An 18917-nucleotide genomic window follows, 5' to 3' on the forward strand; every position below is an offset into this window, starting at 1 on the left:
TGCCGACCATCAGCAAGCTGCCGGGCAGGGGGTTTTCTCTGCCCGCTCCTGCAGCCAGCAGGACAAAGCCTCCTTGTCCATGGGCGCTGCGATGCAGTAGCCCTGGCCTTCGTTGCAGTCCATGGCCAGCAGCGCCTGCCAGGCCGCGGCGTCCTCGATGCCTTCGGCCAGCACGTGCAGGCCGAGCTTGCGGCCCAGTTGCACGACCATCTCCGCGATGCGCGCCCCCTGTGTCTCGCTGAGCTGGCGTACGAAAGTGCCGTCGATCTTGATGCGGTCCAGCGGCAGCCGCTCCAGGTAACTCAGCGACGAATAGCCGGTGCCGAAGTCGTCGATGGCGATGGAGATGCCTTGGGCGCGCAAGGCGGTGAGGGTGGATTCGAGCAGTTGCGTGGGCAGCGCAGCCACGGATTCGGTGATCTCCAGCTCCAGGTGATGGCCCTGGAGCCGGCTGTGCGCCAGCGCCGCGCACACGCTCTCGAAGAAGCCGGGGTCCTGCAACTGAACGGTCGAGACGTTGACGGCCATGCGCAGCGGCGCGCGCCCCGTGTCCAGCAGCTCGCGCATGGTCATGCAGGCCGTGGACAACACCCATTGCCCGAGCGCCACGATCAGCCCCGAGTGCTCGGCCACCGGAATGAACCGGTCCGGCGGCACCAGATTGCCGTCCTCGGCACGCCAGCGCAGCAGCGCCTCCAGGCCCACCAGCGCGCAGGTGCCCAGGTCGATCTGCGGCTGATAGACCAGGAACAGCTGCCGGTTGTCGATCGCGGCACGCAGGTTGGACAGCAACAAGGCGCGGGCGCGCGCCTCGGTGCCCATGTGGCCGGAGTACTGCAGGTGCTGGCCGCGGTGGTCACGTTTGGCCCGCTTCAGCGCGATGGTGGCGTCCTTGACCAGGTCGACGCCGGCCTGCGCATCTTCCGGAAGCAATACGTAGCCGCAGGTCAGCGAGACCTTGTGCGGCACGCCGTCGACCGCGAGCGGCTGGCGCACGCACTCCAGCAGTTGCGGCGGCGACACCTGGCCCACCGGGCCGAGCACGCCGAACGTGTCGGCGCCCAGGCGGGCCAGCATGATGCCGGCCGGCAATGCGTCGGCCAGGCGCCGGGCCACGGTCACCAGCAGGCGGTCGCCGAATCGGTGGCCCATGACATCGTTGGTGGCGCTGAAATCGTCGATGTCGACCAGCGCCAGGATGTGGTCCCGCCTGCCTTGCCGTGCACAGGCGTCGACCTCCTCGACGAAGTGGGTGCGGTTGGGCAGGCGCACCAGCGGATCGTAGTAGGCATATTCATGCAGCCGCTCCAGCAGTCCCCGGCTGTGCAGCAGCGTGCTGAGGTTGACGCAGAAGACGTCCAGCAGTTGCCGGTCGATGGTGCCGCGCACCCCGGTCGTGTCGATGAAGACGGCCATGTCCTGCTCGTCCTTGCGTCCGATGTGCAGGGCCACCCCGCCTTCGTCGCCGTAGACATTGCAGCCGAGCGCCAGCGCGCGGCGCAGCAGGTGCAGGCCGGACAACTCGGGCAGCTGCGGCACCGCATCCAGCGGCAGATCGACGAGGCCTGAGAACCGGCCAGCCGCCGCCATCACGCGGTACGGACTGCCCTGCTGCATGCCGGGTGCACAGACCAGGCCGTCGCCGGCCGCGCCCAGCAACGCGGCGAGCTGCGTGATGATGCTGCGGGCAAACGCGCGCAGGTCTGTCTCCTCCAGCAAGGAGGCGCTGGAGCGCACGATGAGTTCGAGGCTGCGGCTGTTGGCCTCGATGGCGCACAGCTGCTTGTAGGAACGCACGGCCGTGACGACCATGGCCAGCAGGCGGTCCTGGGTGAGTTCGGCCTTGGTCCGGTAGTCGTTGATGTCGTAGCGCAGCAGCGTGTCCAGCGCCGGCACATGGCCGGGGCCACCTGTGCGCAGCACGATGCGTGTGTTGCGCAGGCCTGCCGTGTGGCGGATGAAGTCGACCAGGTCCAGGCCGGCTTTCGTGCTTTCGGTCACCACGTCCAGGATCACAACGGCCAGGTCGTGCTCGCGCAGCACCAGCGCGCGTGCCTCCTCGCCGGAGTACGCATGCACGAACACCAATGGCCGCTCGAACAGCGTGAGGCCCTGCAGCGCGGCGCGCGCTGCGGCATGCACATCGGCGTCCTGGTCCACCACGAGCACGCGCCAGTCGGGCGTCCGGCGCCTCGCTTGGGTCGGCCGCCCCGGCTCAGCCGCGCGCCTCATGCGGGCTGCACATGCACGTGGCCGGATGCGAGCGCGACCTGGTTGCGGCCGCCGCGCTTGGCAACGTACAAGGCTTCGTCGGCCAGCCCGTAGGCGATGTCGAAGTTGCTGCCGCGCGGAAGCCAGCAAACGCCGAAGCTGGCCGTGACGCCGCTGCCGTCGGGCAAGTCGAAGGCGTACGCCTCGATGGCGCTTCGCAGCGTCTGCGCGACCTGCCCGCAGGTATCGCCGCGCTGCCCTGGCAGCACTACGGTGAACTCCTCGCCGCCGACACGGCCGATGTGCGCAGTCGCGGGCACCTGCGCCTGCAGACAGGTCACCACGGCCTGGATGACCCGGTCTCCCGCAGGATGGCCGAAGCTGTCGTTGATGCGCTTGAAGTGGTCGATGTCCAGCACGATCAGCGCGATGTCGCCGTCCGCGAAATGGCTGTTCACGAGCTCGATGACGGCCGCCCGGTTGAGCACGCCGGTCAGGGGGTCGTGCGTGGCGCGGTATTCGAGTTCGGCGGCCAGATCCTGCAGGCGCAGGTTCAGCTGATTCATCTCGAGCTCGGCGCGATCGCTGCGCCGCACCAGCCGGCGCGTTTCGCGCAGGAGCCGCTCGTAGGCGGTAAGCAGTTCGCCCAACGCCCGGTGGCAGGGTGCGGGCTGCGTCGCGGCACAAGTGTCGTAGGCTGCGCGCGCGGCCTGCAGCGCCCGGCTCTCGGCGTCGAACAGGTCCGGTGGTGCGGCGGTGTCCATTCAGCTCGACTTCACGGGATGGCTCGCGAAATCGATCGCGGGGAAGTCTTCGCTGAGCTCCTGGCCGAATTCGAGGATGGTGTCGTCGTCCTCGTCGTGGTACCAGTTCAGTGTCACCCGGTTGCCGGCCTCCACGGCGTCGTTGAGCGCCGCGATCAGGTTGAACAGCATCTTGGTGCTGGAGCTGTTGAAGTAGGCCAACGCGATATTGACCTCGATCTGGGTGCCGTTCTGCTGGGCCAGGTAGTCCTTGAGCCGCGAGATCACCTCGCCGTAGAAGGCGGCCGCGTTCTCGGGGTAGGACTCGCCCCGCAGGCTGAGTGTCCGAGTGTCGAACTTGAAGTCCACCTGGGGTGAACTGGGCGTCGGGGCGATGTAGAGGTTTTCCATCTGTAATCTCGATTCGTTGCCGGGCTTGGGCGTGTCAGATCGCCGCCTTCAGGTAGAACACCGGGGCGCCGCCGTCGCTGTCCGCGGCGTCGAAATCGAACTCCAGTGGTTCGCGGGCGTCGCGAGCGACCGTGAGAAGCCCCATGCCCGCGCCTTTGCTGCCTTCGGGCGTTTCCTCGCGCAGCGTCTGGCGGTAGGCCTGCTTGATCTCTTCCAGCGTCATGCTGCGCAGGGTTTCCAGTTTCGCGCGCAGCGCATCGGCGATCTCGGGCTCCACGGGATTGGCGCACAGCAGCAGGAAGCCGCCATCGCTTTCGCGGCGGATGCAGACCGAGCCGTGGCGCAGCTCGCCGCTGTGCGTGCTCGCGGCGGTGAGCGTGTCGGCAGAATAGTGAATGATGTTCTGCGCCATCTCCACGAACGACGAGAACAGCCTCCGCCGGGTCGGGCCGGCGACGCCGGCCACCTCGAGCTGCAGCTTCACGGCGTCGGACATGGCGGCCACGATGTGCTGGGAGAAGTAGCCGACGTAATAGAAGATGACCTGGTGTTGGCGCGCCACGTTGAAGAAGGAGCCGTACTTGTCGGCGATCTGAGGGAAGGGCATGGGTGATTCCGTGTCAGGTGCGGAAGCAGAAAAATGTCAGGTCGTCGCGGCGATGGTGCTCGCCCTGCCAGGCCTGCAGGGCGTCCAGCACGGCCTGGTTGACTTGCGCGGCCGTGCGCCCGCGCTGCTCGAACAGCAGTTCGCGCACACGCCGTTTGCCCAGCGCGATGGCGCGGGGGCCACCGACCTGGTCGATCAGCCCGTCGGTGCTGACGAAGACGAGGCTGCCCGGGGGCAACAGCAGTTCCTGGTTGCTCCAGCTGAAGTCGAACTCGGTGTCCATGTAGCCCACGCCCTTGCGCCGTCCTTCGACCAGCTCCACGGCATCGGCATCGGGACGCAGCAGGAACAGCGACAGCCGTGCGCCGGCAAACACCAGGCGGCCTTGCGCGGGTTCGAACCAGAAACATGCGGCGTCCATGCCGTCGTCCGAGCCGGGCGTCGCGTCCTGCCCGTCCATCTGGCCCAGCATATGTTTGATACTGCGATTCACGTTGCCCAGCAGCCGAGCGGGGTCGCGCGGGCCGTGCTGCTCGATGGCGCGGTTCAGGTTGGTGGAGGCGATCAGCGTCATGAAGGCGCCGGGAACGCCGTGCCCCGTGCAGTCGGCCACGGTGGCGAACCAGCCGTCCGGCGCGGTGCTGAACTGGTAGAAATCGCCGCCGACCACGTCGCGCGGCTCCCACACCAGGTGCGCCTGCGGGCACGCGCGTGCCAAGGCATCGAGCGAGCTGCGCAAGGTGGAGCGCTGGATCACGCTGGCGTATTCGATGCTGTGCATGATCTGGCGGTTGCGCGACACCTGCAGGTCCGCCACCAGGCGCATGAGCTGCAGGCCATTGCCCACACCGGCGAATTCGCCTTCGCGCGTGATGATGAAGCCGTCGGACAGGGCCTTCTCGCCGTGCGCCACAGTCTTGAGGGTCAGCGCTTCCAGGTCCAGCGCCGCATCGACGATCAGCGGGTCCTTGTCCATGAAGGCGATGCAACTCTTGCGGCCGTACAGTTCCACGCGAAACGGCTTGCTCATCTGCGAGAGAAAGATGTTCCGGTTGATCAGGCCGATCGGCTGGTTTCCCTCCACCACCGGCAGGCTGACGAGGTCGCGGTGCCGGTTGAAGACTTCCAGCACTTTCTCGTTCGTTTCCTCGGTCGTCATGCACGGCACTTCCGTGCAGAGATCCGCCGCACTGGGCTGGCGAAAACGCGGCCGGAAATCGCTCAAGTACTCGGAGGTTTCGGGCATGGAAACGTCGCCTGCTGATATATGTGTACTTATGTTATGTTTTTAACGTTTCGTATCCATGACAAACGAATGACGGCTACCGCCGATGGAGGATTTGAGTGCGCAATGCGAAGGCTTGGTCGCCGAGGGGGGCCGTGGTTGCCTTGACGGCGCTGTGTCTGCTGGTCGGCTGCAACGAGCAGCCCGTTTCATCTTCTCCCGGTCCAACGACAGCGGCCGTCGTGACCGATCCCACCACCGGGTTGCGATGGCTGCGATGCGCGGTGGGCCAGACCTGGAAGGAAGAACGCTGCGTGGGCAACGCCGAGGCACTGGGCCTGATGGATGCCCAGGCGCGCGTTCAGGCGCTCAATGCCCAGGGCCACGAAGGCATCGACCAGTGGCGGCTGCCGACCATCACGGAACTGGCAGCCCTGCGGCGATGCGACCATGGACTGGTGGAAGAGAGCTTCACGCTTGCACTGGGCCCTGAGCAGGCCCCCGTGACCTTGCCCCGATGGTGCGCAGGCGAGACCCGCATCCCCACGATCGACACGGCGCGCTTTCCCGACACGCCAGCCGTCAAGTTCTGGTCGGGCTCCGGCAGCGAAGCCGAGCAGCACTTCTACGCCGTGAACTTCGGCAATGCGTGGATCGGCCTCAACGAGGACGCCGAATCCACCTACGCCGTGCGGCCGGTGGCCGACCAGGCGCGCTGATCGGCCTCCGCGGCCGCTCAGGTGCCGGAAAGGCTCGGGGCGTACACCCGCCTGCTGCGCCCGCGTGCCTGCGTCGGCCGAACTATCTGGAACTCCGATCCCGCGAAGCCAGCCCGGGATAGCTGGCCCGCACCACCTCCTGCAGTTGGCGCGGGGAGGGCAGCTTGCCCTTCATCTCCGCCGGCAGCCGGCCCTGGAGGTGGTACTCGGCCACGCCGATCGGGTTCGACTTGCTCTTGAGCGCGAACTCCACCTCGAGGTTGTCCTTCTCGGCGCACAGGATGATCCCGATGGACGGTGCATCGTCCGGCGCACGCTCCTTCTCGTTGAGGAGGTTGAGATAGAAGTCCATCTTGCCGGCGAATTCCGGCTCGAAGGCACCGATCTTCAGTTCGATGGCCACCAGCGCCTTGAGAAAGCGATGGTAGAAGAGCAGGTCGATGAAGTACTCCTTGCGCCCGAGCGTGAGGCGGTACTGGCGCCCGACGAAGCAGAAGCCGTAGCCCAGCTCGAGGATGAAGTCGCGCAGCCTGTCGATCAGGTGATCTTCCAGCTCGCGCTCCCTGATCTCTCGCCGGATGCCGAGAAATTCCAGGTTGTAGCTGCTCTTGAGGGCTTCCTCGGCCTGCTCGGCGAGGTGCTCTGGCAGCGCCAGTGCGAAGTTGTGCGCCTTGCCCTCGGCCAGCGACCGTTCGTAGGCCTGCGCCTTGATCTGGTTGAGCAGCACGTTGCGGCTCCAGCCGAAGCGCGCGGTGGCCTTGAGGTAGAAAAGCCGCTGGCCGGCGTCGTCGAGCTTGGACAGCAGGTTGACATGATGGCCCCAGGGCACGGCCTCCACCATGTCTCGCACAGCCTGTGCGAGTTGCCGATCGCCGGTCACCGCAAGCGCCTTGGACGCCCGCGGGCGCTTGGCATCGCGCTCGTTTTCTCGCACAAGCTGTGCGAGAAATTCCGGCGCGGTGTAGAGCGCGTGGAACTGCCGCATGCGCCAGAGGCTCGCCGCCGAAAAACCGGCCGTCCCGGGAAAGAAGGTCTTGAGATCGCGCGCCAGCCGGTCGACCACCGCGTCGCCCCATCCGCGGCGCGCCTGCTGCTCATGAATGGCCTGCCCAATGTCCCAGTACAGCGCCACCAGTTCGCGGTTGACGGCCCGCGCGGCCGACAGCCGCGCGCCATCGATGCGCTGTTTCAGGTCCTCGACGAAGCGGGCGTAGTCGAACGGGGTGGGGGCAGTGGTGGTGGGCACCAGGGGAATATAGTGCCTTGCGTCCGGCGGCTTGCTGGCAGTGGCGACCTTCAGTTCGCGGCCAGGCGCAGCTCATGGATCAGGTCGATGAGCGCCCGCAGCCGCGCGGGCACGAAGCGACGGCCTGGGTAGTAGAGCCTCAGGCCACCGAACGGCGGGCACCACGGAACCAGCAGAGGCTTCAGCGCGCCGGACGCGATTTCTTCCTCGATGAACCATTCGGAGATGAAGCCGATGCCCAGGCCGAGCAGCACCGCCTGCTTGATGGCTGGCATCTCGTTGAGCGCCAGGCGCACGGGCGGGTCCATCTGCAGCTTCTGGCCGTTTCGCTCCAGCTCCCAGTGATAGATGCCGCCGTGCGACATGCGCATGCCGATGCTCTGGTGCTTGAGCAGGTCGCGCGGATGCCTGGGTGTTCCGTGGCGCGCCAGGTACGCCGGCGTTGCCACCACGAGCATGCGTATGTCGCGCGAGAGCGCGACCGCGATCATGTCCTGCGGCACGGACTCGGCCAGGCGGATGCCCGCATCGAAGCCACCGGCCACGATGTCGACCATGCGCGACTCGCTCAAGATGTCGATCCGCACCTGCGGATAGCGTTGCGCGTACGTGCTGAAGAGAGGCTCCAGCAGCAGAAAAGCCGCCCCTTGCGGCGCATTGATCCGCAGCGTGCCGCTGGGAACGCCCGAGCCGGTGCCGGCCTCTTCACCCGCGCTGCGGATCTCGGCAAGCGCCGGCGCGATGCGCTCCACATAGCGCTGGCCGGCATCGGTAAGTGCCACGCTGCGCGTAGAACGGTTGAACAGGCGCACCTTCAGCCGCGCTTCCAGCCCAGCCACGGCGCTGCTCACTGCGGTGGTCGACATGCCGAGTTCCAGCGCCGCGGCGCGAAAGCTGTTGCGGCGTGCCACGGCCAGCACCACTTCGAGCTCGGTCATTCCTGTGCGATGCATGAATTGTCCTGATTATCCGGATGTGCCATCCACGAAAAAGCGGCTTATCAGAACAATAAACCATTCCTAGACTTCCATGTCACCGCGGATTCGCGCCCCCGTTCCTTCCCTGGCGCCGAAGGCCGCGAGTCATTTCCAAGGAGTCACCATGCACCGCATTGAACGCATCTACATCGACGGCGAATTCGTCGCACCGCACGGCCAGGAATGGTTCGATCTTCACAATCCGAGCACCGAGGAAGTCATCGGACGGGTGCTGCTTGGCGATGCGCACGATGCAAGGCGCGCAATCGCGGCTGCCAAGGCCGCGTTCCCCGCCTGGTCGCGCACCACGCGCGAGGAACGCGTGGCGGCGCTCAAGCGCATGCAACGGGCCGTCGTCGCACGCGAAGACCGGTTGATGGAAGCCATCCTGGAGGAATACGGCGCGCCTTCGGTGCGCGGGCGCTGGATGGCGACCTATCCAGCCGCCGTCATCGAGCAGGCCGTCGAAGTGCTGGAATCCTTCGCGTTCGAGGAGCAGGCGGGAACCGCGCGGGTGATCCAGACGCCCGTGGGCGTCGCTGGCCTGATCACCCCCTGGAACAGCAATGCGGGCTTCATCTGCAACAAGCTCGCCACGGCGCTTGCGGCAGGCTGCACCGTCGTCATCAAGCCCAGCGAGATGAGCGCGCTGCAAACGCAGGTCATTGCCGAGGCGCTGCATGACGCCGGCCTGCCCGCCGGCGTGTTCAACATCGTCAATGGCCGGGGCGATGTCGTCGGCGAGGAAATCGCACGCCATCCCGACATTGCCAAGATATCGTTCACCGGATCGTCCGCCGTCGGCGAGCATTTGGTGACCGCCGGTGCGGCCACGATGAAGCGCGTGACGCTGGAGTTGGGCGGCAAGTCGCCCACGGTGGTGCTGGAGGACGCCGACTTCGCGGGCGTCATGCCTCTCGTGCTCCAGGCAGGCTTCGCCAACAGCGGACAAGCCTGCATCGCGGGGACGCGCATTCTCGTGCCGCGGGCGCGGCTGGCCGAGTTCGAGCAGATCGCAAGGGAAGCGGTGTCGCACATCAAGTCGGGCGACCCGAGCAAAGCCGACACCGACATCGGCCCCATGGTGAGCGCAAAGCAATGGGAGCGCGTGCAGAGCTACATCCGCCTTGGCCAAGCCGAAGGCGCGAAGCTGCTCGTCGGCGGTGAAGGGCGGCCCGAGGGACTGCACAGGGGCTGGTTCGTGAAGCCGACGATCTTCACCGGCGCAACCAACCAGATGCGCATTGCGCGCGAGGAAATCTTCGGCCCCGTGCTGACCGTGATCCCCTATGAAGACGAGGCCGACGCCATTGCCATCGCCAACGACACGCGCTACGGACTGAGCGCCCTCGTGCTCGGCAAGGACTCCGCGCGCTGCGAACGGGTGGCGCGGCAGATCGATGCGGGCCGGGTCCTCGTCAACACGCTGTCCCATGAGCCGCGCGCGCCGTTCGGCGGCTTCAAGCACTCGGGGCTCGGGCGCGAGATGGGGCGATGGGGAGTGAACGCCTATCTGGAGCCCAAGACGCTGCTGATGGACGCGGGGGTGTCCCGGCGTTGACGGACCGCAGCTTTCGCGGCGCACTCTGACGGCCGATGAAGCGCCATTCCGATGCACCAGGTGCATGGACGCCCGCATGGTTGCGTTATGCAGACCTCTGTCCTTATCCCCCATGGTGAAACGCTGGTGCGTCTTCTCGTCGCTGCTGCCCTAGGCAGCCTCGTCGGCCTGGAGCGCGAGCGATTGCTTTGGGCCGCGGGCATCCGTACGCACATGCTCGTGAGTGTCGGCGCCTGTCTGTTCATGCTGGTATCGGCATACGGCTTTGCGGACAGCCTGCGCGGCGAGCATGTGGTGCTCGACCCTTCGCGCGCTGCCGCCCAGGTGGTGTCGGGCATCGGCTTCCTGGGCGCGGGCGCGATCCTGGCGCGTGGAGAGATCGTGCGTGGGCTCACCACGGCAGCCAGCATCTGGACGGTGGCAGCGATCGGACTCGCGGTGGGCGGCGGGCTCTACTTTCCGGCCGCTGCCTCGACGGTGATCATCCTCGTCATCCTGGCGGGGATCAAACCGCTCGAAGAGGCCTATCGTGCCCGCAGCCAGAGCTGCCGCCTGGGCGTGGTCGCGGACCACGGCGCGGTAAGCCCCGAGACGCTGGAACGCGGCCTGGGCATCCAGCCTGCGCGGCTGCGGCGCTTCCTGGTGGCGGTGCAGCCGGGCGGTCAGATGGACGACATCACGGTTCAGCTGGTGCGCGTGTCATCGGCCGACATCGACCGCTTCGTGCAGCGCCTGCAGCAGCAGCCTGGCGTGCGCTCCGTCGAGGTCATGACCCGTGGCGGCGGCCACGGCACCGAGGTCAACTGAGCCTGCGGATCATCCAGGCTGCAGCGCAGCCAGCTCCGAGAACCGCAACGGCGCGTCCAGCGACAACGCGCGCAGGGCGGACTGCTTCTGCGCGGCATCGAGCGCCACCAGCATCGTGACTTCCCCGGCCACGCTGGTGGCGACCGGCACGCCGTCGAGGTACACCACGCGCGATCCCGCCACGCGGGGAACCTTCGGCCCGGGCACCAGCGTGCCCAGCAGGTTGGCCGGGTCGCTGGCCGCCAGCGCGACCAGCTCGCCAGTGTCCGGCTGGCGGCGCACCTGCCGCATCGACGCGATGGCTTCAGGCAACGCGAATTGCTCGCCCGATACACCGGCGATGAAGCGCCCGCCGCGGATCTCGCCGCGCGCTTCCAGCCGCCGGCACACGCGCACCAGGTCGCGCCACGGCGCAAGCCATGCAGCCTCGCGCTCCAGCAGGCGCCAGCAGATCACGCCATAGCGGCGCAGCAGCACGCGCACGACCTGCTCGATGGCCTCCGCGGAACCGGTCGGCAAGGCTTCAGCGGCCGGCGGGCGCACCAGCGTCCATCGGCCCGCATCCTCGATGCCGAAAAGCGGCGCGCGACGGCGCCGCCGTGTGTCGGCCGAGGCACGCTTCGACGCCGGCACCAGCAAGGCGCGCAGGCCGGCGTAGCTGTCGCAGCGCACACGGCCCTTGGCGACCAGTTCGGCCAGCGCCTCCTCGATCTCGACGGGCAGCAGCCGGGTACCGGCCGCGATCTCGTCGAAGAAGCAGGCACCGTGCTGCGCAAGGTGCGCCGCCACACGCGCGGCCCGCGAGCCCAGGTGTTCGTCATCGGCCGGCGCGGGTGCCAGCGTGGTCCACAACGCGGCGCTGCGACGCGGCAGCAGCACGACCGGCGTGGCGCGCAGCGACAGACTGCCCGCGCCCTTGCGGCTCTCCGTGGCGTTGGGCCGCAGCCGTGTCCACAACACCCGGCCGGCGGTGCACAGGTCGTCGAGCCATGCGCCGGCGTAATCGGCCACGCGCGCGGGAAGCAGTTCGGCCTCCCACAGCGGCGCAGGCGCCTCGTAGCCTTCGAGCTGCGACAGGATGCCCGAGAGCGCCTCCGGACCGCGCACCCGCGCGGACGCGCCGATGTGCTGCCACTCGAAGAGAAAGCGCACGAAGTCGCGCGGCTCCACCGGTTCGATTTCGCGGCGCAGGCGTTTGAGCGTGTAGCGGTGGATGCGCGCCAGAAGATGCCGCTCGCACCACTCGAGGGCCGTCGTGCCCGGTGTGAAGCGACCCTGCAACACGCTGCCCTCGGCTTGCAGCGCTAGCAGCGCACCTTCGATATCGGCAGGCTGCAGGAACAACGGTCGGGCCAACTGTTCTACCGTCACCGGCCCAAGGCCGCCGAGGCGTGAACGCAGCAGCTCGCGCAAGGCGGCATCGCGGTCCGGGGGTTGTTCGCCATCGGCGGGCGGGGTGATGGCGGGTTGCAGCGGTGCATCCGGCGCCACGGCCTGCAGCAGCCGCAGCCGTTCGGCCGTCACCCACAGCCCGCGCGCGGCACGCCCCTTGCCTTCGCACAGCAGGCGCGTGGCGCGGCCTGCCTTGGCGAGCGTCGCGAGCCAGGGCTTCCAGTCCGCCTGTCGGGCCACTTCGTTGTCGCCCACCGCGCCGAGCATGCCCAGCGCCTCATGCATCTCGTCGGCGTTGCGCGGTTGCGGCCATGCTTCCTCGCGCACGCTGGCGATGGCATCGGCGTCGAGCTGGCCGACATCGTCGGCGCTTTCGGGGTCGCTGTATCGGCGGTTCTGCACGGCTTGCGTACGGCGCTCCTCCAGCGGGGCGTCGTCGAGGAAGGCATAGGGACGCGCGTTCAACGCTTCCATCGCAAGCGGCGAGGGTGCCGGCAGGTCGCGCGCAATCACCTTCACCTCGCCCGACTCCATCCGGCGCAGCAACGCAAGCCAGCCGTCGGCATCCATCGCGTCGTGCAGGCAGTCGTCGAGGGTCTGCGCGACCAGCGGATGCGCGGGCACTTCGCGCTCGCCGACGATGTTCTCCGCGCATGCGACCTGGTCCGGGAACACGGCCGCCAGGAGGTCTTCGGAGCGCATGCGCTGCAGCTGCGGCGCCACCTTGCGCCCGCCGCTGAAGCGCGGCAGTGCCAGCGCCGTGGTCGCGTTCCAGCGCCAGCGCACGTTGAACAGCGGCGCGTCGAGCAATGCCTGTACCAGCACGTGCAGCGCCGAGGCCGAATGCAGATAGCGCGCGACCTCGTCGAGCGGAAAGCTGTGGCTGGCGGACAGCGACAGCACGATGGCGTCTTCCGTGGCCGCGGCCTGCAGCTCGAAGTTGAAGGTGCGGCAAAAGCGCTTGCGCAACGCCAGACCCCACGCACGGTTGAGCCGGCTGCCGAAGGGCGAATGAATCACCAGCTGCATGCCGCCCGAGGCGTCGAAGAAACGTTCCATGACCAGCGTGCGTTGCGTCGGCAGCGCGCCGAGCACCGCGTGTGCATGCGCCAGGTGTTCGACGATCTGGCGCGCCGCTTCTGCGTCGAGGCCGAGGGTCTGCGTCAGCAGTCGCATGGCGGTGTCGCGGCCGCCGGCTTCCAGTTCCTGCGCCATCTCCTCGCGCAGGCGCGACACACCGGACGACAGCTCGTCGCTGCGCCCCGGTGCCTCGCCGAGCCAGAACGGAATGTTGGGCGCAACCCCGTGCGCGTCCTCCACCCGCACGCGCCCTGGCTCGATCTTCAGGATGCGGTAGCTGGTGTTGCCGAGCTGGAACACGTCGCCCGCCAGGCTCTCGATCGCGAAGTCCTCGTTGACCGTGCCGATCTTGTCGGCCTGCGGCTCCAGCACCACCGTGTAGTCGCCGGTCTCCGGAATCGTGCCGCCGGAAGTCAGCGCGGTCATGCGCGCACCCTTGCGTTCGCGAAGCAGGTGGTTCACCGCGTCACGGTGCACATGGCCGGCACGCTGGCCCTGGCGCGTGGTGAAGCCTTCGCTCACCATGCACACCACCTGCATGTAGCTCTCGCGCGTGAGCCGCGCGTAAGGCCAGGCGCGGCGCACCAGCGCGAAGAGCGCGTCCTCGTCCCACTCGCGGCAAGCGGTCTCGGCGACGATCTGCTGGGCCAGCACGTCCAGCGGCGCAGGCAGTATGCGCAAGGCGTCGAGCTCGCCACGGCGTATGCAGTCGAGCAGGGCGGCGCATTCGACCAGTTCGTCGCGCGACTGCGGGAAGAGCCGCGCCTTCGGCACCCCGCCCACCGCATGGCCCGAGCGCCCCGCGCGCTGCAGGAAGGTGGCAATGGCACGCGGCGAGCCGATCTGGCAGACCAGGTCGACGTCGCCGATGTCCAGGCCCAGCTCCAGCGAGGCCGTGGCCACCAGCACCTTCAGCGCGCCGCGCTTGAGGCGCTGCTCGGCGTCGAGCCGCGTTTCCTTCGACAGGCTGCCGTGGTGCGCGGCCACCGCTTCCTTGCCGAGAATGTCGCCCAGGTGCCGCGCTGCCCGCTCGGCCATGCGGCGCGTGTTGACGAACACTAGCGTGGTCTTGTGCAGCCACACCAGCTCGGCCACGCGCGCGTACACCTGCGTCCACTGGTCGCCGGACATGACGGCTTCCAGCGGCGTCGGCGGCAGTTCGAGCGCCAGATCGCGCTGCCTGGCATAGCCGATGTCGACGACCGCGCAGTCGGCCGTGCCGTCCGCGCACAGTGCGCCCGCGCCCACCAGGAAGCGCGCCACCTCGTCGATGGGCTTTTGCGTGGCCGACAGGCCGATGCGCACCGGTCGCGCGCCCGAATGTGCCGCGCACAGCGCCTGCAATCGCTCCAGCGACAGCGCCAGGTGACTGCCACGCTTGCTTGCGGCGACGGCATGGATCTCGTCGACGATCACACTGCGCACCGTCGCGAGCATCCGCCGTCCGGACGCCGAACCCAGCAGCACGTAGAGCGATTCCGGCGTGGTCACCAGCACGTGCGGCGGCCGGCGCAGGTTCTGCTGGCGTTCGCGCTGCGGCGTGTCGCCGGTACGCACGGCGGTGCGGATGTCGACATCGGCCAGCCCGAGCGCCGCCAGTTCGGCGCGGATGCCCGCGAGCGGCGCTTCCAGGTTCAGGCGGATGTCGTTCGACAGCGCCTTCAGCGGCGACACGTAGACGACCGCCGTCTCGTCGGGCAGGCCGCCGGGTTCGAGGCCCCGGCGCACGAGATCGTCCAGCGCGGCGAGAAAAGCGGTCAGCGTCTTGCCGGAGCCGGTGGGTGCTGCCACCAGCGTGTCACGCCCGGCGCTGATCGCCGGCCAGGCCTCGGCCTGGGCGGGCGTAGGCCCGGGAAAGGTTCTCAGGAACCACCGGGCAACGGCGGGATGGAATGAATGCAGGGGCACGGGAAGAAAGGCTACGGCAGGCGCCCGGCGCGCAAATGCGGCAGGTCCTGGCTTAACAGATCGGGGCATGGCGCCCGATCTCAACCCGGCTCAAAGCGGCCTGCGGCGCGCGTACCGGACCACCGTCACGCCGGGCCGGGCCTGGCGGGTCGACGGCATGACGAGCACGCAGTCGTCATACGGCGTGGTCACGGGCTCGCCCTCGTTCCAGCCGATCACGGTGCCCGCCTGGGCGATCACCTCCAGGCCGGTGAACGGGCGGGCGAAGTGGAAGTCCTCGCCGCGCGCGACCACCGGCCCGGTGACGTCCAGCGCCCACTGGCGCGGCGCATCGGCCTGCAGCCAGCCGGGCAGGGCCCGCGCGATGGCCGCATCGTCGAGCGTGCCCGCAGCGCGCAGGAAGCGGGCGCATTGGTCCTGCGCCACGGTGCGGCTGGCCGGGTCCCCATGGAAACCGCACTCGACCAGCAGCGCCATTGCATCTTTGCGCGGGTCGGCGTCGGGCGCGCCGAAGCGGCCGAAATCGCGCATGCGCACGCCGTCCTTGTGGCCCGCGTCGATCACGATGTGCTCGGGGCTGCGCAACTGCCGCGCCAGCGCGAGGTTGCGCGGCTGCATGCCGGTGAGCGTGAGCGGTGCGGACGGCTCGTGCATCGAATGCAGGTCGAGCAGCCAGTCGGCCTGCGCCACGTGCGGCTGCAAAGCCGCGGCGCGGCGGCGCTCGCGCGTGCCGCCCGCCTCCAGGCGGTCGACGGACCACTGGCGGTTGAGGTCCTCGTCCACGAAACGCGAGGCGTCGGTATCGGCCGGATCGAAAGCGTCGAAGGCCTCCAGGTTGCAAAAAGCCAGCGTCAGGCTGCCGCGCTGCGGACGCACGGCAGCGTCCAGCAGCCCCTTGAGCGCCCAGGCGCCGCATACCTCGTTGCCGTGCACCAGCGCGCTGATCATCACGCGGTGCCCGGCCTGGCCGGAGTCGAAATGCCAGACGCCTTCGGTGCCGGTGTTGCCGGCGCGCCAGGCGGAAATATCAGGTGGAAGAAGTTCGAATGTGGACACTGGCAAGCTCGTTCCTTGATGTTGGCGAATTGGACGATGTCCGGGTATTTGACACGACGGCCGTCCCGGTCAACCGCCGCCCGCAAAGCGCACGCTGGTAAACCCTGCTCGCTCGACAAGCATGTGTCCAAATATTGATCACGCTATTTGCCTGAATCAACGACACACGCCCAGCGGCTCGCAAGAAATGTCCTTGCGAATCAACGTTTCGGCGTCTGGCACGGGCCATGCAAAGAAGCATGCGATCCCCTGGTCGCGCAGGTCACCAACCATCACACCCGCGCTCCGGGGGCTGTCACACATCGCGCAGGGACATCGCATGGACACGCTTCAATCGCTCGACAACGTACCTCAGGCACACGACAGCGTGGCCGCGTGGTTCGATCCGCTGTTGTCCGAACGGCTTGAGCAGGCCGGCTTCGGCACGCTCGGGCAATTGGTGCAACGGATCAACGACACCGGAACGACCTGGTGGTATCCGGTGCGAGGCATCGGTGTCACGCGTGCCGAGCGTCTGGTGCAGTGGCTGCATGAACAGCAGGAAAGCACGGGCATGCAGGTGCACCTGGCCAATCTGCAATCACACAGACGCGGCAGCCACGCAAGCCGGTCGCCCTCAAAGACATAGGGGCGTAGGCCGCCGCCCGCGCGGCGCGGTTGAAAATGGTCGCGCTTTCCAGCGCACTCGATCCATCGACCCGGTCTCGGCGTCGTCAGGGCCATTGCTTCAACGCCCGTCCCCCCTGTCCATGCAAGCGATTGAACGAATTCTTGTCGTCGACGACGATGTCGACATCCGGCAACTGCTGTCGGACTATCTGAGCAACGCGGGCTACAAGGTAGCTGCCGCATCGAGCGGGCTGGAGATGCATCGGCAGCTCGGCCAGCAGTCGATTTCGCTCGTGGTGCTCGACGTGATGATGCCCGGCGAGGACGGACTGTCTCTGTGCCGCGACCTGCATGCCAAAGGCGGGCCTCCTGTCATTCTTCTGACGGCACGCGGCGCACTGCTCGATCGCATCATCGGCCTGGAGATGGGCGCGGACGACTACTTGCCCAAGCCCTTCGACCCGCGCGAGCTGTTGGCACGCATCAAGGTCGTGCTGCGACGCCTTCGCAGCTTTCCGCCCCCGTGCGAGGCCGAAAGCGCCCGGACGGTGCGCTTCGATGGGTGGCAGCTCGACACCCGCACGCATCAACTGCTGTCGCCCAGCCAGGTGGTCCTGTCGCTGGGTGGCTCGGACTACCGGGTGCTGCGCCTGCTGCTGCAGAACGCGCACCGCACGCTGAGCCGCGACTTCCTCATCGAGCATGCCTTCGGCAAGGAGCGCGCGCCGTTCGACCGGGCCATCGATGTGTGCATCAGCCGCCTGCGCGTGACCCTCCAGGACGATGCGCGCATGCCGCGAATGATCCGTACGGTGCGGCATGCGGGCTATGTGATGTCGGTCGATGCGCTCGAAGAGCGCTGAGGCGCGCAGCGTCGACGCGGCCGGGCAGGGGCGTTGGCGGCGCTGGCTGCCGTGGCCGCGATCGCTGGGAGGCAGGCTCGCGCTGATCCTCGTGATGGGCATGCTGGCCGCGCAGGCATTGACCAGTTCGGTCTGGTTCGACATGCGCTACCGCCATGCGATGGAGATGCCGATTCGCCTGGTGTCGATCCAGCTGGCAGACACCCTGCGCGTCCTGCGGTCGATGCCGGTGGAGGCGGTGCCACAGGCCCTGACGCAACTGGGCTCGGAAAGCTTCAGGCTCGCATTGCGGGACGGGCCGATGCCGCAGTCGCCGCGTCCCGACAACACGCTGGAAGCCGTGCAGGACATCCTGAGCCAGTCGCTGAGCGACCGGCTCGGCAGCGGAGTCGACGCCACGCTGCTGTCGGCCGAACTGGCCGACGACACCGGGCGGTCGGCGAACGCCTGGACCTTGCTGAACGCGCGCGAACCGGTCGGTCACTTCCGCATCGCTTTGCAGTTGCCGGGCCAGGCCGCGCAGTGGATCGAGGTCGTGGCGTCCGAGGCGCAGGGTGGCATCGAGGCCAAGCCCTTCAGCATCGTGGCCGACTACGTGCTGCGCATCTATGTGCTGCGCATCATGGTGTTCGTCGCGATCGCGCTGGTCGCGGTGCGCCTGGCGCTCAGGCCGTTGCGCCGGCTGGCCGAAGCGGCGGATGCGCTGGGCCGCGACCTGCACAGCCCGCCGCTGTCCGAAGGCGGACCGCGCGAAGTGCACCAGGCGGCCCGCACGTTCAACCTCATGCAGCGGCGGCTGATCCAGGACATCGGCGAACGCACGCGCTTCCTGGCGGCGGTGTCCCACGATCTTCGCTCGCCCATCACTCGCCTGCGGCTGCGCGCTGAGTTCCTGCCGCCCGGAGAGATGCAGGACAAGTTCCGCAAGGACCTGGGCGACATGGAATCGCTGATCTCGTCGACGCTGGACTACATCCGCGGCGCGGACCACAACGAGCCCCGCCGATCGGTGGACGTGAACAGCCTGCTGGCGGGCCTGCGTGCGGATTTCGAGGAGACCGGCGGGACCGTCACGCTGCACGGCCACGCGCGCGAGCCGCTGCCGGCCTACGCCAGCAGCCTTCGGCGCTGCGTGCAGAACCTGATCGAGAACGCGATCCGCTATGGCGGCGCGGCGCATGTCCGCATCGATGATTCGGCGCAGGCACTGCGCATCCGCATCGAGGACGCCGGTCCGGGCATTCCCGAGGCTTCGCTGGAGCAGGTCTTCGAGCCCTTTTTGCGGCTGGAGGAATCCCGCAACCTGGCCTCGGGCGGAACCGGGCTCGGCCTGTCGATCGCACGCTCGATTGCGTTGGCGCATGACGGCTCGATCACGCTGCGCAACCGCGGCGAAGGCGGCCTCGAAGCGCTGCTGACCCTGCCCAGGACCGCGGGGTAGCCGCAGCGGCCGGCACGTCCGGAACAGCCCGCAAGGCAACGGGCGCGCAGTGTCTTGCAAT

General features: G+C 68.0%; 15 protein-coding genes. 6 read left to right on the top strand and 9 right to left on the bottom strand.

From position 1 onward, the window contains the following. Positions 1-9: 9 nt before the first annotated feature. The 5 genes from AC1RVW_RS05040 to AC1RVW_RS05060 are packed head-to-tail and all read right to left on the bottom strand — an operon-like array spanning position 10 to position 5218. Positions 10-2232, bottom strand: coding sequence for a putative bifunctional diguanylate cyclase/phosphodiesterase (locus tag AC1RVW_RS05040; RefSeq protein WP_493198378.1), 2223 nt, complete (start codon positions 2230-2232; stop codon positions 10-12). Continuing rightward, positions 2229-2975 (bottom strand): GGDEF domain-containing protein, encoded by a 747-nt coding sequence (locus AC1RVW_RS05045; RefSeq protein ID WP_409196502.1) that lies wholly within the window; start codon positions 2973-2975, stop codon positions 2229-2231. Before AC1RVW_RS05045 ends, AC1RVW_RS05040 begins: the two co-directional genes overlap by 4 nt. Then, positions 2976-3365 (bottom strand): DUF1987 domain-containing protein, encoded by a 390-nt coding sequence (locus tag AC1RVW_RS05050; protein WP_081267780.1) that lies wholly within the window; start codon positions 3363-3365, stop codon positions 2976-2978. It abuts the gene before it with no gap. Positions 3366-3399: 34 nt separating this feature from the next. Further along, a complete protein-coding gene (locus tag AC1RVW_RS05055) occupies positions 3400-3972 on the bottom strand; it encodes a SiaB family protein kinase (RefSeq protein WP_081267779.1) in 573 nt (190 codons plus the stop codon). 13 nt (positions 3973-3985) lie between these two features. Continuing rightward, positions 3986-5218, bottom strand: coding sequence for a SpoIIE family protein phosphatase (locus tag AC1RVW_RS05060; RefSeq protein WP_493198381.1), 1233 nt, complete (start codon positions 5216-5218; stop codon positions 3986-3988). Positions 5219-5439: 221 nt separating this feature from the next. On the opposite strand from AC1RVW_RS05060, the gene AC1RVW_RS05065 reads away from it, so the two are divergent. Further along, on the top strand, positions 5440-5916 hold the full coding sequence (locus tag AC1RVW_RS05065; RefSeq protein ID WP_409196503.1) for an Lcl C-terminal domain-containing protein: 477 nt from the start codon (positions 5440-5442) through the stop codon (positions 5914-5916). 82 nt (positions 5917-5998) lie between these two features. Here the strand turns inward: AC1RVW_RS05065 and AC1RVW_RS05070 are convergent, their stop codons facing one another. Further along, positions 5999-7162 (bottom strand): PDDEXK nuclease domain-containing protein, encoded by a 1164-nt coding sequence (locus tag AC1RVW_RS05070; RefSeq protein ID WP_081267776.1) that lies wholly within the window; start codon positions 7160-7162, stop codon positions 5999-6001. A gap of 50 nt (positions 7163-7212) precedes the next feature. Then, positions 7213-8115 carry a LysR family transcriptional regulator gene (locus AC1RVW_RS05075; RefSeq protein WP_493198384.1) on the bottom strand — a complete coding sequence of 301 codons (903 nt, stop codon included), beginning with the start codon at positions 8113-8115 and terminating at the stop codon, positions 7213-7215. Positions 8116-8263: 148 nt separating this feature from the next. On the opposite strand from AC1RVW_RS05075, the gene AC1RVW_RS05080 reads away from it, so the two are divergent. Then, a complete protein-coding gene (locus AC1RVW_RS05080; protein ID WP_493198386.1) occupies positions 8264-9700 on the top strand; it encodes an aldehyde dehydrogenase family protein in 1437 nt (478 codons plus the stop codon). Positions 9701-9787: 87 nt separating this feature from the next. Further along, on the top strand, positions 9788-10507 hold the full coding sequence (locus AC1RVW_RS05085; protein ID WP_493198388.1) for an MgtC/SapB family protein: 720 nt from the start codon (positions 9788-9790) through the stop codon (positions 10505-10507). A gap of 9 nt (positions 10508-10516) precedes the next feature. On the opposite strand, the gene AC1RVW_RS05090 is transcribed toward AC1RVW_RS05085, so the two are convergent. Together AC1RVW_RS05090 and AC1RVW_RS05095 are read right to left on the bottom strand one after the other, a co-directional pair. Further along, entirely contained in the window at positions 10517-14956 is a 4440-nt protein-coding gene (locus AC1RVW_RS05090) for a DEAD/DEAH box helicase (RefSeq protein ID WP_493198390.1), read from the bottom strand. 21 nt (positions 14957-14977) lie between these two features. Continuing rightward, the gene (locus tag AC1RVW_RS05095; protein WP_493198392.1) at positions 14978-15943 is read right to left on the bottom strand and encodes a M14 family metallopeptidase; all 966 of its coding nucleotides are present in this window, start codon (positions 15941-15943) and stop codon (positions 14978-14980) included. Positions 15944-16262: 319 nt separating this feature from the next. Here AC1RVW_RS05095 and AC1RVW_RS05100 point away from each other — a divergent pair, with 319 nt between their 5' ends. From AC1RVW_RS05100 to AC1RVW_RS05110, 3 genes are all read left to right on the top strand, one after another. Next, positions 16263-16571: a phage integrase family protein gene (locus AC1RVW_RS05100; RefSeq protein WP_106938457.1), complete on the top strand. Its 309-nt coding sequence runs from the start codon at positions 16263-16265 to the stop codon at positions 16569-16571. A gap of 121 nt (positions 16572-16692) precedes the next feature. Next, positions 16693-17415: a response regulator gene (locus tag AC1RVW_RS05105; protein WP_106938456.1), complete on the top strand. Its 723-nt coding sequence runs from the start codon at positions 16693-16695 to the stop codon at positions 17413-17415. Continuing rightward, positions 17396-18856, top strand: coding sequence for an ATP-binding protein (locus AC1RVW_RS05110; RefSeq protein ID WP_493198395.1), 1461 nt, complete (start codon positions 17396-17398; stop codon positions 18854-18856). Before AC1RVW_RS05105 ends, AC1RVW_RS05110 begins: the two co-directional genes overlap by 20 nt. Positions 18857-18917 lie beyond the last annotated feature (61 nt).

The sequence above is a fragment of the Variovorax sp. MPBD4-3 genome (assembly GCF_058809745.1).

Coding starts and splice junctions, on each gene's coding strand:
- AC1RVW_RS05040 (WP_493198378.1), bottom strand. CDS start 2,232: ATGAGGCGCGCGGCTGAGCCGGGGCGGCCGACCCAAGCGAGGCGCCGG.
- AC1RVW_RS05045 (WP_409196502.1), bottom strand. CDS start 2,975: ATGGACACCGCCGCACCACCGGACCTGTTCGACGCCGAGAGCCGGGCG.
- AC1RVW_RS05050 (WP_081267780.1), bottom strand. CDS start 3,365: ATGGAAAACCTCTACATCGCCCCGACGCCCAGTTCACCCCAGGTGGAC.
- AC1RVW_RS05055 (WP_081267779.1), bottom strand. CDS start 3,972: ATGCCCTTCCCTCAGATCGCCGACAAGTACGGCTCCTTCTTCAACGTG.
- AC1RVW_RS05060 (WP_493198381.1), bottom strand. CDS start 5,218: ATGCCCGAAACCTCCGAGTACTTGAGCGATTTCCGGCCGCGTTTTCGC.
- AC1RVW_RS05075 (WP_493198384.1), bottom strand. CDS start 8,115: ATGCATCGCACAGGAATGACCGAGCTCGAAGTGGTGCTGGCCGTGGCA.
- AC1RVW_RS05080 (WP_493198386.1), top strand. CDS start 8,264: ATGCACCGCATTGAACGCATCTACATCGACGGCGAATTCGTCGCACCG.
- AC1RVW_RS05085 (WP_493198388.1), top strand. CDS start 9,788: ATGCAGACCTCTGTCCTTATCCCCCATGGTGAAACGCTGGTGCGTCTT.
- AC1RVW_RS05090 (WP_493198390.1), bottom strand. CDS start 14,956: ATGCCCCGATCTGTTAAGCCAGGACCTGCCGCATTTGCGCGCCGGGCG.
- AC1RVW_RS05100 (WP_106938457.1), top strand. CDS start 16,263: ATGGACACGCTTCAATCGCTCGACAACGTACCTCAGGCACACGACAGC.
- AC1RVW_RS05105 (WP_106938456.1), top strand. CDS start 16,693: ATGCAAGCGATTGAACGAATTCTTGTCGTCGACGACGATGTCGACATC.
- AC1RVW_RS05110 (WP_493198395.1), top strand. CDS start 17,396: ATGCGCTCGAAGAGCGCTGAGGCGCGCAGCGTCGACGCGGCCGGGCAG.